Origin of the sequence: Novosphingobium anseongense (genome assembly GCF_037482895.1) — a bacterium.
In the GTDB taxonomy this organism is placed as follows: Bacteria; Pseudomonadota; Alphaproteobacteria; order Sphingomonadales; family Sphingomonadaceae; genus Novosphingobium; species Novosphingobium anseongense.
The window spans coordinates 1,330,871-1,344,865 of the sequence record NZ_JBBHJZ010000001.1; the positions used below are offsets into that span (position 1 = coordinate 1,330,871).

Below are 13,995 nucleotides of genomic sequence, written 5' to 3' on the forward strand. Positions count from 1 at the left end.
AACGGGGCAAGAGCCCCGCGCCGCGCCCCGAAAAAGAATTGCTTGCAGCGGGTTAATGTCTACTATTTTGATTGACTATATTTGCTCTGCCAATAGTTGAGCACCGGACCACCGCCTCAAGCCCCTTCGTTCAGAAAGATGAAGCGATGCCCGTCAATCTTCCGACCAATCTCCTGCGCAGCTTCGTCGCCATCGTCGACACCGGCTCGATGCTCAACGCCTCGGAAAAGGTCTTTGTCACCCAGTCGGCGCTCAGCCTGCAGATCAAGCGCCTCGAGGAGCTGCTGCAGCAGACCTTGTTCCACCGCGAAGGGCGCCGCCTCTCGCTCACCCCCGCCGGCGACCTCATGCTCGAATATTCGCGTAAGGTGCTGACCCTCCACGACGAGGCCGTCGCTGCGGTCACCGCGGGGCAGTTCGCCGGCCCCGCGCGGATCGGCATGGTCCAGGATTTCGCCGAGATGCTGCTGTCGGGCCTGCTCGCGCGCTTCGCCGAGCTCCACCCAGAGGCGCAAATCTATTCGCGCATCGCCGGTACGGCCGAGCTGCTGTCGCTGCTCGAACACCGTCAGCTCGACATCGTCCTGGGCTTCGCCGCCAACAACGATCCGCATGCGATAGCCAATGCGCCGATGGCCTGGTTCGGCAAGCCCGAGCTGCTCGCCCACGAGACGCTGCCGCTGGCCGTGCTCGAAACCCCGTGCCGCTTCCGTGAGGCCGCGATCCGCGCGCTCGAGGATGCCGGCCGGCCCTATCGCATCACCGTCGAAACGCCCAATCTCACCACCTTGCGCGCCGCGGTTTCGGCCGGCCTTGGCATCACCTGCCGCACCCACCTGTTCCTTCAGGACGAACCGCTCGACGCCGAAGAACTGCCCGACCTGCCGCGCGTCGCCTGCATCCTGCAGACCGCCCCGTCGCTCGCCAGCGCGACCAGCCGCCTCGCCGAACTGGCGCGGGAGACCGTCGCCGCGCTCTGAGGTCTTATTGCAAAACATCATCGGTTCGCGGCGGCTTCTCATTTTCGGGAGCCGTCGTGGACGGCCTAGGAAATCCTGTCAGAATCAGGAGAGGCCGACGATGAGCTACAAGACCTTGGGACAGCGCTATGGAGAACTGCAGGCCGAGCGCGAGAGGACCTGGAAACCCGAGCAGCTGGCGCGCAACGCCGGCCAGCGCCGCGTCCTGGTCGAGCGTCACGATCCCGCAGCGCACCCGCAGTCCGGCACGGCCGCGCCCGATTTCACCGTGATCGATCAGGACGGCAAGGCACTGACCCGCGATGCCCTGACGGCGAACGGCCCCGCGGTCCTCGTGTTCTTTCGCTTCGCCGGCTGCCCGGCCTGCAATCTCGCCTTGCCCTATTACAACGAAACGCTGTGGCCGCAGCTCGATCGCGCCGGCATCCCGCTCGTCGCGGTCAGCGCGCAGAACCCCGTCGATCGCGGCATCATCGACCGCCACGGCCTCGGCTTTCCGGTCGCCGCCGATCCCGACTATGCGCTGGACCGCGCACTGGGGATCACCTTCCTGCCCGAGGAACGCCCGCAGGTTGCGCCCGGCGAAAGCTGGATCGGCGCGACGCTCGGCACCAACAGCTACGAAATCGACCAGCCCGCCGTGCTCATCCTCGACCAGGGCGGCACCGTGCGCTGGCTCGATGTCAGCCCCGACTGGCTCGATCGCACCGAAAGCGATGCCATCCTGGCGCAGCTACCCGAAGTCACGGCGCGCATTGCCGCCTGACAGCAAGATCCCGTTCGACACCTTCCCCCTCCCGCCAGGCGGGAGGGGTTTTGTTTGGCTCAATAGCCGCGCGTCCGATCGACGATGTCGGACGGTGCTTCGCCGCGCGCGAAGCGGGTGAGGTCCTGCGAGAGCTTGTCGAACAGCCGGTGCCGCACGGCCTGGTAGTTCGAGGAAATGTGCGGCGTGATTCGCACCTGGGAATGCGTGTAGAGCGCGTGTCCCTCGGGCAGCGGCTCGGGATCGGTCACGTCGAGCGTCGCGAAGGCCAGTTGCCCGGCATCGAGCGCGGCGAGCAACGCCGCCTGATCCACCACCGAACCGCGCGCTATGTTGATCAAGTGTGCACCGGGCTTGGCCTGGGCCAACAGCTTCGGGCCGAACAGATGCCGGGTCTCCAAGGTGGCAGGAACCGAGATCACGATGTGGTCGGCCTGGGCGACGACGGCCTCGACCGAGCCGAGCAGCTCGACCCCCTCGGGGGTCACCGCGCCGGCCGAGCCCCGCCGCACCGCGACGACGCGCGCACCGAGCGCGAGGGCACGCCGCGCCACGGCCTGGCCGATCGCACCCAGCCCCACCACGCCGATCGTCGCGCCGGCGAAGCGGCCGAGCGGCACGAAGCGCCAGTCCGCTGCCGAGCGGATCGAGGCAGCAGCCAGATCCTTGGCGCGCAAGTAGATCGCCGCGATCACGTAGTCGGCGATCTCCTCAGAGGCCGTGCCGCGCCCGCAGGTGACGAGCGGCGCGTCGAGCAGCCAGGCCGGATAAGAGTCGATCCCGGCCGAGGCCGAGCAGACCCAGCGCAGCTTGCCCGGCCAGCTCGCCGGCGACGGCGCACCGCGCAGGGCGCGCCATTCGGGCGATGGCCGTACCACCAGCACGTCGGCCTGTTCGGCCGCGAGCCAGGGCTCGCCGACTGGCGGTTCGATGACCTTGGGCGCGAAAGGCAGGGCCGCGAGACCGGCGTTGAACTCGGGCTCGAGCTGGCTGGCGACGATCAGGCTCACAGCGTCAACCCCGCCTTGCCCGCCGCGACGAGCACGGTGTCCGCCTGCGGCGAATGGATGCGGCTGCACAGCACGTCGCGGTAATGGCGTTCGAGCGGGTTGTTGCGGCTGATGCCGGGATTGCCCGTCAGCTCGAGGCCGATCGCCACGGCCTGGATCGAATTGGCATTGGCCGTGTGCTTGATCAGGTTGGCCTGCACCGCCGGCGGCACGTCGCCGCGGTCGGCGGCCTGCGCCGCGCTGTCGATCAAGGTCCGGTTGACCTGGAGCAGCGCTTCGATCTCGCCGAACTTCTCCTGCACGCGCGGCAGAGTCGCCAGCGAGGCGCCCAGGTTGGTCGGCACGCGCTCGTTGAGATAGCGCGCGAGCCAGTCGCGCGCGGCGCGGGCGATGCCGTCGTAGATCGTCGCGATGGCCAGCGCGTTCCACAGGGTCTGGCCGTTCGCCTGGCCCGGGGTCGGCGCCCATTCCTCGGGTGGGCGCAGGTCGACCGCCCAGGCGGCCGGGGTCGGCGTATCGGTGAAGACCACCTTGTGGCTCACCGTCGCACGCATGCCGAGGTGGTCCCACTCGGGCACGATCTCGATCCCGGGGCTCTTCGGATCGACCAGCAGCAGACCCAGCAGGGGTTCGGGATCGTCGGTCTTGGCCCAGACGGCGAACCAGTCGAGCCCGGTCGAGCCGGTCGAATAGATCTTCTCGCCGCTGATCCGCCAGCCGTCGGCGGTGCGCCGGGCGATCGTCTTGGGCAGGCCCCCGCGCACCGGCGTGCCGAGTTCGGGCTCGACGCGGAAGGTGCCGATCAGCCCCGCGCCCGCCGCCGCCTCGCGCGCCAGCTTCTCGTAAAGCCCCTGCGGCCAGCGCCCCTTCTTCTCGGGCGCGGCATGAAAGGCATAGGTCATGAACAGGATCAGCGCGGTCGAGGGCTCTCCCTTGGCCACGGCGCCGAGCACGCGCAGCGTATCGGCATAGCCCGCGCCCTGCCCGCCCAGCCGGGGCTCGACGGTCAGGCCGATGAGACCTTCGCGCGCGAGGATGTCGAAGTTGGCGCGCGGGAACGCGCCCGAGCGGTCGTAGGCTTCCGCCGTGGCGGCAAGCTCCGCGGTCAGCGCCGCGAGCCGATCGCTCGGCAAAGTGGACTGGTGCGGCACTATGGGCTGGGTTGCCATTTAAGCCTCTTTCGTAATTTCGGGATTGAAGCGATCGTCCCACAAGGGACGCACGTCGACGCGCCGCGGCAGCAGGCCGGCATCGAAGAACACGTCGGCGACGGTTTGCTGCGACTTGATCGCTGCCTCTGTGACCGGGCGCTGCTCGGTCCAGGCGCTCTTGCGCTGGAACTGGTCGCGGACATAGGCGACGGGCACGCCGATATCGGCGGCGACGATCTCGGCCCAGCGACCCTCGTTGGCCCTCGCCCAAGCGTAACCCTGGCGCGTGAGGCGCAGGTAGCCCTTGATCCATTCGGACTTCTCGCGATCGGCCAGCGCATCGCGATGCGCGCAGACGATGTAGTTGCCCGACAGGAAGCCCTGCGCCGTCTTGAGGATGCGCGCCCCCTCGGTCGCGAGCGCGCGCTGGATGGGGAAGCCGTAGATCGCCCAGGCATCGAGCGAACCGCGCGAGAAAGCGGCCGCGCCATCGGACACGGTCATCGCGACCGGTTCGATGTCCGACCACTTGAGCCCGACCGAGGCCAGCATCTGAATCAGGAAATACTGCGCCGTGGTCGCGCGGACATAGCCGACGCGCTTGCCCTTGAGCCCGGCCAGATCCTGGATCGGCGAACCTTTCGGCAGAAGCACGACCTGGTTGTTGACGTCGCCAAAGCGGATACCGATCTGGCGGAAGCTCTGGATCGTCGAGGCCGCGGCAAAGACCGGCGGAATCTCGCTCGTGCCGCCGAAGTCCAGCGAGCCGGCATTGAACGCCTCGACCACGAGATGTCCGGACTGAAACTCCGAATAGGTGACGGGAAAATCGGGCTTGAGCCCGGCCGCCTCGAACAGCAGGCGCGTATCGCCTTCGCCCTTGCCCGTGATCGAAACCCTCAGCGATCCGGACTTGGCCCCGCCCGCGCATCCGGCCAGCCCCAAGCCCACGAAAGCGGCACCGCCGGCAAGGACGGCACGGCGCGCGAGGCCTTTTTCGGGCAGCGACATCTGACTTTTGAGATCACTCTTCATAATCTCAATCAATTTAGTAGAGTGACTTCAACGCAGGCAATCGAATTTCGCGCTGCACTTATGAGCATTGCGAAAGCCAAATGGGGCAGATTTCACGCGCCGGTGTATCGAGCGACCGGTAAAGCGCCTCGGCAAGGAGAACTCGGACATGGAACAAAGACCGCTCGGCCGCACCGGCATCACCGTCAGTTCGGTATGCCTCGGCACGATGACCTGGGGCTCGCAGAACAGCGAGGCCGAAGCCCACGCGCAGATCGATCTCGCGCTCGATCGCGGCATCACCTTTCTCGATACGGCCGAAGCCTATCCGGTGACTCCCGCCAGCGCCGAGACGCGCGGCTTGACCGAGGCCTATATCGGCAGCTGGATCGAGCGGAACCGCGGCCGCGACCGTTTCGTGCTGGCGACCAAGGTCGCCGGGCCGGCGCGCGGCCGCGGCGCCGATGCCGACAGCCGCCTCGATCGTCGCGGCATCGAGGCCGCGCTCGACGCCAGCCTCAAGCGGCTCAACACCGACTATGTCGATCTCTACCAGCTCCACTGGCCCGACCGCCGCGTGCCGCGCTTCGGCGAACGTGGGCTGGTCGAGATATCCGACGAACCGGGCACCGTGCCGATCGCCGAGACGCTAGGCGTGCTCGCCGATCTCGTGAAAGCCGGCAAGATTCGCGCGTTCGGCGTGTCCAACGAGACGCCCTGGGGCGTCAGCGAATTCCTGCGGCTCTCGCGCGACGAGAACCTGCCGCGCGTCGCTTCGATCCAGAATGCCTACAGCCTGCTCAACCGCACCTTCGAGATCGGCCTGTCGGAATTCGCGCTGCGCGAGGACGTCGGCCTGCTCGCCTATTCGCCACTCGCCGCCGGGCATCTTTCGGGCAAGTACCTGGGCGGCCAGGTTCCGGCCGGCTCACGGCTCGACGTCGCCAAGCAGTTCGTCCGCTACAACGTGCCGCAGCAGCCCGACGCGACCGCGCGCTATGGCGCGGTGGCGCGCGCCTTCGGGCTCGATCCGCTCGAACTGGCGCTGGGCTTCGTCCACGGCCGCAGCTTCGTCACCTCGTCGATCATCGGCGCGACCTCGCTCGAACAGCTCGACGCCGATATCGCCGCGAGCCTGGTGAAGCTGTCGCCCGACGTGATCGAGGCGATCGAGGGCATCCAGCGGCTCTATCCGGACCCGTGCCCCTGAGGCGAGACGGGCCCTAAAGCCCCTCGCCGCCGACCCAGTGCGCGCTGCCGAGGTAGCGCGCCAGGTCCCAGACCTGACGGCGGATATCGGGCACGGCGACGATCTCCCAGGCCTCGCCCTTGGTCAGCGGGCCGACCGCGTAAAGCCCGTCCTGCGGCTCGCCGGCGGCATTGCGCAGGCGCCCCGACTGCTCGACGTCGACGCCGAGGCGGTGGGCATCGGCGCGCGCGCGACCCTGGGCGATCAGGTCGTCGAGCAGCGGATGCCCGGCTCGCGTGACGTCGCCCTCGGGGCCGATGCAACTGATGATGCGATCGGCGGGCAGCACCTGCTCGCTCGCGCTGCCGCGCGGCCGCCAGCGCAGGCGCGCGCGGGTGCCCTCCGCTTCGGCGGACACGAGCTTGCCCGCCACGAAAGCGAGCCGCCCCGAGCCTTCGAGCGCGGCGATGCGGCTGGCCGCGGTCGGCGCCAGCCGGTGGCGATGGACGTCCCAATAGGGGCGCAGGTGCCGCAGGAAACGCCGCTGCGACGCCTCGTCGTGGCGGCGCCAGATGTGTTGGGTATGCGGGCGCAATTCGTCGATCGCGGCGCGCCAGCCGAGGCTTTCGGCACGCTGCCGCACCGCGCGCACCAGCGCGGCGCCGCTGGCCTCGGGCTCGGCCACGGGTCGCACCGCCGGCCCGCTCTCGGCATGGCTGCGCGGCTTGAGACCGCGGCGCGACAGCGCGGTCATGCGCCCGCGGTAGCCAGCGCGATCGAGCGAGAGGATCGCATCGATCGCGGTCAATCCGCTGCCGACAAGGACGATGTGCTCGATCGCGTCGAGCCCATCGGTGGCGCCGGGCCGCCAGGGATCGGCGAAGTGCAGCCCCGGCGGAAGATCGGCCAGCACGGGCAAAGCGGTCGGCGCGAAGTTGCCGAGCGCCAGCACCATCGCGCGGCATTCCAGCGCGGCGCCGCCGGCGAGCGACAGGGTGATCGCACCCCCATCGAATCGCGCGGCCACCGCCTCGCCCGCGCGCACCTGCGCCCGGTCCGGCGCGGCCGCGAGCGCATCGATCAGCAGTTCGCGCAGATAGCGGCCATAGGCCAGGCGGGGGACGAAGCGATTGGCCTGATCGTCCGAGGAAAAACCCATCCAGCGCAGGAAGTGGCCAAGATCGTCGGGAAAGGCGCTCATGTTCGCGGCGCGGACGTTGAGCAGATGCTCGGGCTGGCGCGTGCCGAAGGCCAGGCCCTTGGCAAGCTGGGCCTCCTCGCGCTCGACCAGCACGACGTTCTCCCCGTGGCGCAGCAGATTGATCGCGAGCAAGGTGCCACTGAACCCGGCACCGACGATCGCCACGGGCAGTTCCGCCTTGTTCCGGGTCTTGGCCATCGCGAGGTCCTACGAACGATCACTGGAAAAGTTTCGCGGCCCATGAACCGCAGGCTGGAAAAACTCAATCGATTTGGTAGATATTCTGCCTCGAGCGCGATCAAGCCCCCTTCGATCGTGCCGGATTCCATGGCGATCCTGGGCGACCACGCCGGATCCGGAGCCGTTCAGCTCAAGCCGTTACCGAACACGAGGATACCTTTATCATGACCGAAGCCGCAACACTCCCGCGCGAGACCGCACACCCGATCGATCCCGACATTCTGTCGCGCTGGTCGCCGCGCGCCTTCGACGGTTCGCCGCTCGACGCCGCAACCCTGCACACGCTGTTCGAAGCGGCGCGCTGGGCGCCTTCGGCCTACAACGCGCAGCCCTGGCGCTTCGCCTATGCCGTCCGCGGCGACGCGCATTGGGAAGCCTTCGTCTCGGCCCTGCTGCCGTTCAACGCCGCCTGGGCGCAGGGCGCCTCGGCCCTGCTTTTCATCCTGTCCGACACGCTGATCTCGCTGCCCGGCAAGGACGAACCCGCGCCGTCGGGCACGGCCAGCTTCGACACCGGAGCGGCTTGGGGCTTCCTTGCGCTGCAGGCGACCAAGCTCGGTCTGCATACGCACGCCATGGCCGGCTTCGACCACGCCCGCGCTGCCGAAGTCACCGGCGCGAGCGAGCGTTTCCGTTTCGAAGCCGCGGTGGCGATCGGCCGCATCGGCGATCCCGCCAGCCTGCCCGACACGCTGCGCGCGCGTGAGATTCCCAGCCACCGCCGTGCGATCGACGAGATCGCCTTTCACGGCCGCTTGGGCTGACCGGTAACCGCCGCGTTGAACGAAGGATCGAAAGCCCCGCCCAGGTCCGGCACGGCGGGGATCACCCCGGCGCTCCGATAGCGTTCGAGGATGGCCTGCTGCTCGGCGCGCAGGCCGTCCTCGACCGGAACCACCGTCGTCACGTTCTCACGCACGGTGAAGCGCGCGACCTCCAGGGGGATGCCGGTTTCCTTCGCGAGCACCCGTGCATAGTCCTCCTGGTGCGTTCTTGCCCAGGCGCGTGCCCGCGCCGCGCGCGCCAGGAAATCGGCGAGCTGCGCGCGCTTCGTCGCGATCGCCTTGTCGTTGGCGGCGAGGAAGCCGGTTTCGGCGGGCAGCTTCGCGGCATCGGCGAGCGCGCGTTCCTTGTCCTCGAGCAGGGCGATGCCGACATAGCTGCCCCAGGTCGACCAGGCGTCGATCGACCCGCTGGCCAGCGCGGCCTTGGCCTCGCCGTTGTTGAGGTAGACCCAGGTCACGTCGCTCGATCGGAGACCGGCCTGTTCGAGCAGGCGCAGCGCGGTGTTCTGCCCGGCCGAGCCGCGCACCGTCGCCAGCCGCTTGCCGCGCAATTGCGCCAGGCTCCTGATCGGGGAATTGGCCTTCACGATGATCGCCGAGGCCCGGCCGCCTGTGCCGTCAGCCGCGCGCGCGGCGAAGACCACCTTGATCGGCGCCCCGCCGGCATAAGCGAAAGCGAAAGGCGCCCCGCCGATGCCACCCACGTCGACCGCCCCCGAACCCAGCGCTTCGAGCAGCGGAGAGGCCGCCGGGAACAGGGCCCAGTCGATGCGGTAGGGCACATCCTCGAGCTCGCCCGCGGCCGTGAGGAGCGCCTGGATACCACCGCGCTGATCGCCGACCACGAGCGCACCGCCAGCTCCAGATCCGCCAGCAGCTCCGCTATGTCCCCGCCAGGCGAAGGCGCCGGCAGCGATGAGCAAAGCCAGCACGATCCACAGCGCCCAGCGCCGCCCACCTGCACCGTGAGATTCCTGTGCACCATCGGGCTCGGTCATCGTCGCAGGATCCTTCGCAATCACAAAGCGCGGTTGTAGCCGGGCAAATGGCTGGTCTGGCAGCGAAATCCACGCGGTTTGGATATTCTCAGCGGTTGATTGGAACTCCGCATAGGTCGTCGACGCCAGCAGTCCCTATTCCGCTCCGGACTTAGGAACAGGAGCACGGCATGGATCTTCGACTGGCAGGCAAGCGCGCGATCGTCACCGGCGGCAGCCGCGGCATCGGCAAGGCCATCGCACGGGCGCTGCTCGACGAGGGCGTGCGCGTGGCGATCACCGGCCGTGACGAAGAGGTCGCCCGCGCCGCCGCGGCCGAACTCGCCGATGCCACGGGTGGCGAGGTCCATGCGCTCGTCGGCGACACCCGGGAAGACGCCGCAGTCGACGGGCTCGTCGCCGAAGCGGTTCGGTTGCTCGGCGGGCTCGACATAGTCGTCAACAACGCCGCACGCCCTGGCGCTGCGCCCGCGATCCCCGGCGTGGCGGGGGTCGAGTCGAACTACATCCTCGACGAGCTCAACACCAAGCTGGTCGGCTACCTGCGCGTCGCGCGGGCGGCGGCGCCGCATCTGGTCGCGGGCGGCTGGGGCCGGATCATCAACATCAGCGGCCTGGCCGCGCGCTCGGCGGGATCGATCCCGGGCTCGACGCGCAATGTCGCGGTCGCCGCGCTGACCAAGAACCTCGCCGACGAGCTTGGCCCCAAGGGCATCAACGTCACCGTGGTCCATCCGGGCGCCACCCGCACCGAGCGCACGGCGGACAGCGTGGCAAAGAAGGCCGCTGCCGATGGCCTGTCCACCGCCGAGGCCGAGAAGGCGCTCTACGGCCATTCGCTGATCGGCCGCATCGTCGAGGCCGAGGAAGTCGCCGCGGTGGTTGCCTTCCTCGCCTCGCCGCTAAGCGCCGCGATCAACGGCGATGCCATCGCCGCGGGCGGCGGAGCCGCAAGGGTGATCCACTACTGAGCTCCGCGCGGTTTTGCAGAATTCATACATCGCGCGAGCATTTCACGATTTTCCCCGCGCCGCGACGGCCTATTCCTGAGGAGACATCCTTTCGGAGACAACGATGCAACTCTACGCCAGCGCCCCCTCGCCCTTCGTGCGCAAAGTGCGCATCGCGCTCATCGAGCTCGGTATCGAAGACCGCGTCGAGATCGTGTCGACCGTTCCGCTCGACGATCCGGCCTACCGCGCGGTCAATCCGCTCGGCAAGATCCCGGCGCTGCGTCGCCCCGACGGTTCGGTGCTCTATGACAGCCTGGTCATCGTCGACTGGCTCGACCAGACCTTTGGCGAAGGCCGGCTGATCCCGCGCGATGCCGCGGCGCGCAATGCCGAACTGCACCAGCACGCGCTCGCCAACGGGGTGATCGACGCGGCATTCAATGCGACCAGCGAACTGCGCCGGCCAGAGGACCTGCGCTCCGATTTCTGGCTCGGCCGCTGGAGCGAGGCGATCGTCGCCGGGGCCGCGGCGCTGGCTGCGGAGCCGCCCGTGCGGTTCGGGCTCGGCGCGATCACCGCGGCCGTCGCCGCCGACTACGTGCCGTTCCGCCTTGGCCAGCTCGGGCTCGACATCTCGGGTCTCGCCGCCTGGCGCGAATCGCTGGGCGCACGCGCCAGCCTCGAAGCCACGGCGCCACACCGCGAGTTCGCCTGAGCTATCAGCAATAGTCGCCAGCTGTTTTGACATTCTCGCAAGACCGACGCCGCGACGGATCGCATGATCGCGCCATTCCGTCATCCAGACCGAGAGGCCGATCATGAGCACCGCCACCGCCTATAGCGACACGCCCGCCGATAGTTCCGCAATCGACATCCGCCCGCTCCAGCCGACGATCGGCGCAGAGATTCACGGCGTCGATATCAGCCGGCCGCTGAGCACCGAGCAGCGCGACGCGATCAAGGCGGCGATCCTGCAGTACAAGGTCGTGTTCTTCCGCGACCAGACCCTCGACAAGGAAACCCACGCCGCCTTCGCCGCGCAGTTCGGCCCGCTCTACGATTATCCGAGCGCGACCAGCGACGCGAACATCGTCCCGATCCACAAGATCTCGGCGGTCGATGCGCGCGAGCGCTTCCGCGAGCTCGAACATCCCGATTTTCTCAAGGGCACGATCGGCGCGGGCGACTATTACCATTCGGACACGAGCTGGCGCCTGGTCCCGGCCTGGGGCGCGGTGCTGCGCGCCGTCGACCTGCCACCGGTGGGTGGCGACACGATCTGGGTCGATGCCAACCTCGCCTATGAAGGGCTGCCGGAAGACCTGAAGACCAAGCTCGAAAGCCTTCATGTCGTTCACAATTTCCAGCATTCGATCACCCGCCTGGGTCATGAATATCCGATCGTCGCGCACCCCGCCGTGCGCACCCATCGCGAGACCGGCAAGAAGATCCTCTGGGTCAACTACTCGCAGAATCCGCAGTTCCTCGGCGTTGAACTGGCCGAGAGCAACGCTCTGCTGCTCGAAGTGCTTCGCCAGTACAAGCGCCCTGAATTCCAGGTGCGCTTTGCCTGGCAGCCCGGCTCGGTCGCCTTCTGGGACAACCGCGCGGCGGTCCACTACGCGGTGCGCAACTACGGCGACTATCCGCGCCTGCTCGAGCGCATCCTGATCTCCGACGAGCGGCTCTACGCCGACCTCTAAGCCGCTCCACCCCATTCAACGATCACGGCGCGGGCTCCAGCGAACCCGCGCCGTTTCGCTTCAAGGACACCGACCATGACCAAGGCACGCCAGATCAAGCTGGGCTTCATCCTCCACGGCGTCGGCCGCACCTGGAACGATTGGCGCCACCCCGACCGCGACGTCAACGCCAGCACCAGCTTCGCCCAGTACAAGCGCCAGGCCCAGCTCGCCGAGAAGGGCAAGTTTGACTTCCTGTTCGTCGCCGACAGCCTGTCGATCACCGAAAAGTCGAGCCCGCACTATCTCAACCGCTTCGAGCCGATCACGATCCTCTCGGCGCTGGCCGGGGCGACCTCGCATATCGGCCTCGTCGCCACCCTGACCGTATCCTATTCGGAGCCGTTCAACGTCGCGCGTCAGTTCGCCTCGCTCGACCACATCAGCGGCGGGCGCGCCGGCTGGAACGTCGTCACCTCGTGGCTCGGCGACACCGCCGCCAACTTCTCGAAGGCCGAGCATCCGGCGCACGACGTGCGCTATCGCATCGCCGGCGAATATCTCGACGTGGTCCAGGGCCTGTGGGATTCGTGGGAAGACGATGCCCACGTCGCCGACAAGGAGAGCGGGGTCTTCGTCAACGCGGAGAAGCTCCACCGGCTCGACCACCAGGGCGAGTTCTTCCAGGTGCGCGGCCCGCTCAACATCAAGCGCGGCCCGCAGGGGCAGCCGGTGATCTTCCAGGCCGGCGCCTCCGACGACGGTCGCAACTTCGCCGCCAGGCGCGCCGACGCGATCTTCGCCGCCGCGCCGACCTACGAGGACGGCCTGTCCTATTACGCCGACGTCAAGGCGCGCGCCAAGGGCTTCGGCCGCGACGCCGACAAGCTGCTGGTCCTGCCCGGCATCGCCCCGATCGTCGGCGAGACCGATGCCGAGGCCGAAGCCAGGTACCGCGAGTTGGCGGGGCTGGAATCGCTCGAGACCGGGCTCGGCTTCCTGTCGCGCAGCTTCAACGACCACGACTTCCGCCAGTACGATCTCGATGCGCCCTTCCCCGATGTCGCGCACATCGGCCTCAACAGCCAGCAGAGCGCAACCAAGCGCATCCTCGCCGAAGTGCGCGCCGAGAACCTGACCCTGCGCCAGGTGGTCGAGCGCCTGTCCGCCCCGCGCGGCGCCTTCGTCGGCTCACCCGAAACGGTGGCCAACGAACTCCAGCGCTGGTTCGAGGACCAGGCGGCCGACGGCTTCGTGATCTTCGAGCCGCTGCCCGGACAGCTCGACCTGTTCGTCGACAAGGTGATCCCGATCCTGCAGGCGCGCGGCCTGTTTCGCGAGGACTACGAAGGCGAGACATTCCGCGAGAGCCTGGGTCTGGACGTGCCCGAGAACCGGCACACGGCGGCGCGGAGCAACCGTTCGGCGGCCTGAGCCTCCGGCCAAAACGAAAGGCCCCGGACCGCTATGGCGGACCGGGGCCTTTTCCTTGCGCGAGAAGCGCGTCAGCGTGCCTTGGCGGCGGTCGCCTCGATCTCGACCAGGAACGCCGGGTTGGCCAGCGCCGCGACCTGGACCACCGAACGCGCGACCTTGTTGGGCTGTGCGGCGGTGCCGAAGTATTGCGAATAAGCCTGGTTGAAACCCGCGAAGTCGAGCTTTCCGCCCAGCTTGGGATCGCCGACGAGGAAGACCGTAAGCTTGATCACGTCGCCCAGACCATAGCCCTGCGCCTTGAGCAAAGCCTCGATCTTGCCGAAAGTGCTGATCGCCTGGGTCTTGGTATCGCCCCAGGCCGCGGGGTCGGTCGCGGGCCTGCTCGCGTCTACCTGGGCCGGCACCTGCCCGCTCAGGTAGAGATAGGTCGCGTCGGCGGGCACCGACACGCCGCTGAGGATCGGCGATGTCGCCGCGCCCTGGTGGCGGACTATCCCGTCGGCCTGCGCGGCCGCCGGGGCTACGAAGCCGAGCAACGCGACAGCGCCCGATAGCAGCTTGCTCATCATGTCTTCTCCTTGAAAATCGT

The 13,995-nt window shown here is 68.2% G+C and carries 14 protein-coding genes; 8 read left to right on the forward strand and 6 right to left on the reverse strand.

Annotated elements, in window-relative coordinates; all coding sequences use genetic code 11:
- Positions 1-146: 146 nt before the first annotated feature.
- Positions 147-980: a LysR substrate-binding domain-containing protein gene (locus WG901_RS06340; RefSeq protein ID WP_339586162.1), complete on the forward strand. Its 834-nt coding sequence runs from the start codon at positions 147-149 to the stop codon at positions 978-980.
- Positions 981-1,080: 100 nt separating this feature from the next.
- A complete protein-coding gene (locus tag WG901_RS06345) occupies positions 1,081-1,746 on the forward strand; it encodes a peroxiredoxin-like family protein (protein ID WP_339586163.1) in 666 nt (221 codons plus the stop codon).
- 59 nt (positions 1,747-1,805) lie between these two features.
- On the opposite strand, the gene WG901_RS06350 is transcribed toward WG901_RS06345, so the two are convergent.
- From WG901_RS06350 to WG901_RS06360, 3 genes are read right to left on the reverse strand one after another with little or no spacing between them, the layout of a single operon-like run.
- Positions 1,806-2,756 (reverse strand): NAD(P)-dependent oxidoreductase, encoded by a 951-nt coding sequence (locus WG901_RS06350; protein WP_339586164.1) that lies wholly within the window; start codon positions 2,754-2,756, stop codon positions 1,806-1,808.
- Complete coding sequence (locus tag WG901_RS06355; protein WP_339586165.1) at positions 2,753-3,925, reverse strand: acyl-CoA dehydrogenase family protein; 1,173 nt, start codon at positions 3,923-3,925, stop codon at positions 2,753-2,755. Before WG901_RS06355 ends, WG901_RS06350 begins: the two co-directional genes overlap by 4 nt.
- Complete coding sequence (locus tag WG901_RS06360) at positions 3,926-4,918, reverse strand: ABC transporter substrate-binding protein (RefSeq protein WP_339586166.1); 993 nt, start codon at positions 4,916-4,918, stop codon at positions 3,926-3,928.
- Between the two features lie 172 nt (positions 4,919-5,090).
- Here WG901_RS06360 and WG901_RS06365 point away from each other — a divergent pair, with 172 nt between their 5' ends.
- Positions 5,091-6,131 (forward strand): aldo/keto reductase, encoded by a 1,041-nt coding sequence (locus WG901_RS06365; RefSeq protein WP_339586167.1) that lies wholly within the window; start codon positions 5,091-5,093, stop codon positions 6,129-6,131.
- 13 nt (positions 6,132-6,144) lie between these two features.
- On the opposite strand, the gene WG901_RS06370 is transcribed toward WG901_RS06365, so the two are convergent.
- The gene (locus WG901_RS06370; protein ID WP_339586168.1) at positions 6,145-7,509 is read right to left on the reverse strand and encodes an FAD/NAD(P)-binding protein; all 1,365 of its coding nucleotides are present in this window, start codon (positions 7,507-7,509) and stop codon (positions 6,145-6,147) included.
- A 206-nt stretch (positions 7,510-7,715) separates the two neighbouring features.
- Here WG901_RS06370 and WG901_RS06375 point away from each other — a divergent pair, with 206 nt between their 5' ends.
- Positions 7,716-8,315, forward strand: a complete 600-nt coding sequence (locus tag WG901_RS06375; RefSeq protein ID WP_339586169.1) for a nitroreductase family protein — start codon at positions 7,716-7,718, stop codon at positions 8,313-8,315.
- Here WG901_RS06375 and WG901_RS06380 read toward each other — a convergent pair.
- Positions 8,297-9,334 (reverse strand): ABC transporter substrate-binding protein, encoded by a 1,038-nt coding sequence (locus WG901_RS06380; RefSeq protein WP_339586170.1) that lies wholly within the window; start codon positions 9,332-9,334, stop codon positions 8,297-8,299. The genes WG901_RS06375 and WG901_RS06380 overlap by 19 nt on opposite strands.
- A gap of 170 nt (positions 9,335-9,504) precedes the next feature.
- On the opposite strand from WG901_RS06380, the gene WG901_RS06385 reads away from it, so the two are divergent.
- The 4 genes from WG901_RS06385 to WG901_RS06400 all read left to right on the forward strand — a co-directional run bounded on the left by WG901_RS06385 (position 9,505) and on the right by WG901_RS06400 (position 13,403).
- Positions 9,505-10,305 carry an SDR family NAD(P)-dependent oxidoreductase gene (locus WG901_RS06385; RefSeq protein ID WP_339586171.1) on the forward strand — a complete coding sequence of 267 codons (801 nt, stop codon included), beginning with the start codon at positions 9,505-9,507 and terminating at the stop codon, positions 10,303-10,305.
- 103 nt (positions 10,306-10,408) lie between these two features.
- Entirely contained in the window at positions 10,409-11,002 is a 594-nt protein-coding gene (locus tag WG901_RS06390; protein ID WP_339586172.1) for a glutathione S-transferase, read from the forward strand.
- 103 nt (positions 11,003-11,105) lie between these two features.
- The gene (locus WG901_RS06395; RefSeq protein WP_339586173.1) at positions 11,106-11,990 is read left to right on the forward strand and encodes a TauD/TfdA dioxygenase family protein; all 885 of its coding nucleotides are present in this window, start codon (positions 11,106-11,108) and stop codon (positions 11,988-11,990) included.
- A 75-nt stretch (positions 11,991-12,065) separates the two neighbouring features.
- On the forward strand, positions 12,066-13,403 hold the full coding sequence (locus WG901_RS06400) for an LLM class flavin-dependent oxidoreductase (protein ID WP_339586174.1): 1,338 nt from the start codon (positions 12,066-12,068) through the stop codon (positions 13,401-13,403).
- Positions 13,404-13,474: 71 nt separating this feature from the next.
- On the opposite strand, the gene WG901_RS06405 is transcribed toward WG901_RS06400, so the two are convergent.
- Positions 13,475-13,972, reverse strand: a complete 498-nt coding sequence (locus WG901_RS06405; protein ID WP_339586175.1) for a RidA family protein — start codon at positions 13,970-13,972, stop codon at positions 13,475-13,477.
- Between the last annotated feature and the right edge of the window lie 23 nt (positions 13,973-13,995).

Bases quoted from the DNA above. Each gene is read 5' to 3' on its own strand.
- WG901_RS06340 (WP_339586162.1), top strand. From the start codon at position 147: ATGCCCGTCAATCTTCCGACCAATCTCCTGCGCAGCTTCGTCGCCATC.
- WG901_RS06345 (WP_339586163.1), top strand. From the start codon at position 1,081: ATGAGCTACAAGACCTTGGGACAGCGCTATGGAGAACTGCAGGCCGAG.
- WG901_RS06355 (WP_339586165.1), bottom strand. From the start codon at position 3,925: ATGGCAACCCAGCCCATAGTGCCGCACCAGTCCACTTTGCCGAGCGAT.
- WG901_RS06360 (WP_339586166.1), bottom strand. From the start codon at position 4,918: ATGTCGCTGCCCGAAAAAGGCCTCGCGCGCCGTGCCGTCCTTGCCGGC.
- WG901_RS06365 (WP_339586167.1), top strand. From the start codon at position 5,091: ATGGAACAAAGACCGCTCGGCCGCACCGGCATCACCGTCAGTTCGGTA.
- WG901_RS06370 (WP_339586168.1), bottom strand. From the start codon at position 7,509: ATGGCCAAGACCCGGAACAAGGCGGAACTGCCCGTGGCGATCGTCGGT.
- WG901_RS06375 (WP_339586169.1), top strand. From the start codon at position 7,716: ATGACCGAAGCCGCAACACTCCCGCGCGAGACCGCACACCCGATCGAT.
- WG901_RS06380 (WP_339586170.1), bottom strand. From the start codon at position 9,334: ATGACCGAGCCCGATGGTGCACAGGAATCTCACGGTGCAGGTGGGCGG.
- WG901_RS06385 (WP_339586171.1), top strand. From the start codon at position 9,505: ATGGATCTTCGACTGGCAGGCAAGCGCGCGATCGTCACCGGCGGCAGC.
- WG901_RS06390 (WP_339586172.1), top strand. From the start codon at position 10,409: ATGCAACTCTACGCCAGCGCCCCCTCGCCCTTCGTGCGCAAAGTGCGC.
- WG901_RS06395 (WP_339586173.1), top strand. From the start codon at position 11,106: ATGAGCACCGCCACCGCCTATAGCGACACGCCCGCCGATAGTTCCGCA.
- WG901_RS06400 (WP_339586174.1), top strand. From the start codon at position 12,066: ATGACCAAGGCACGCCAGATCAAGCTGGGCTTCATCCTCCACGGCGTC.
- WG901_RS06405 (WP_339586175.1), bottom strand. From the start codon at position 13,972: ATGAGCAAGCTGCTATCGGGCGCTGTCGCGTTGCTCGGCTTCGTAGCC.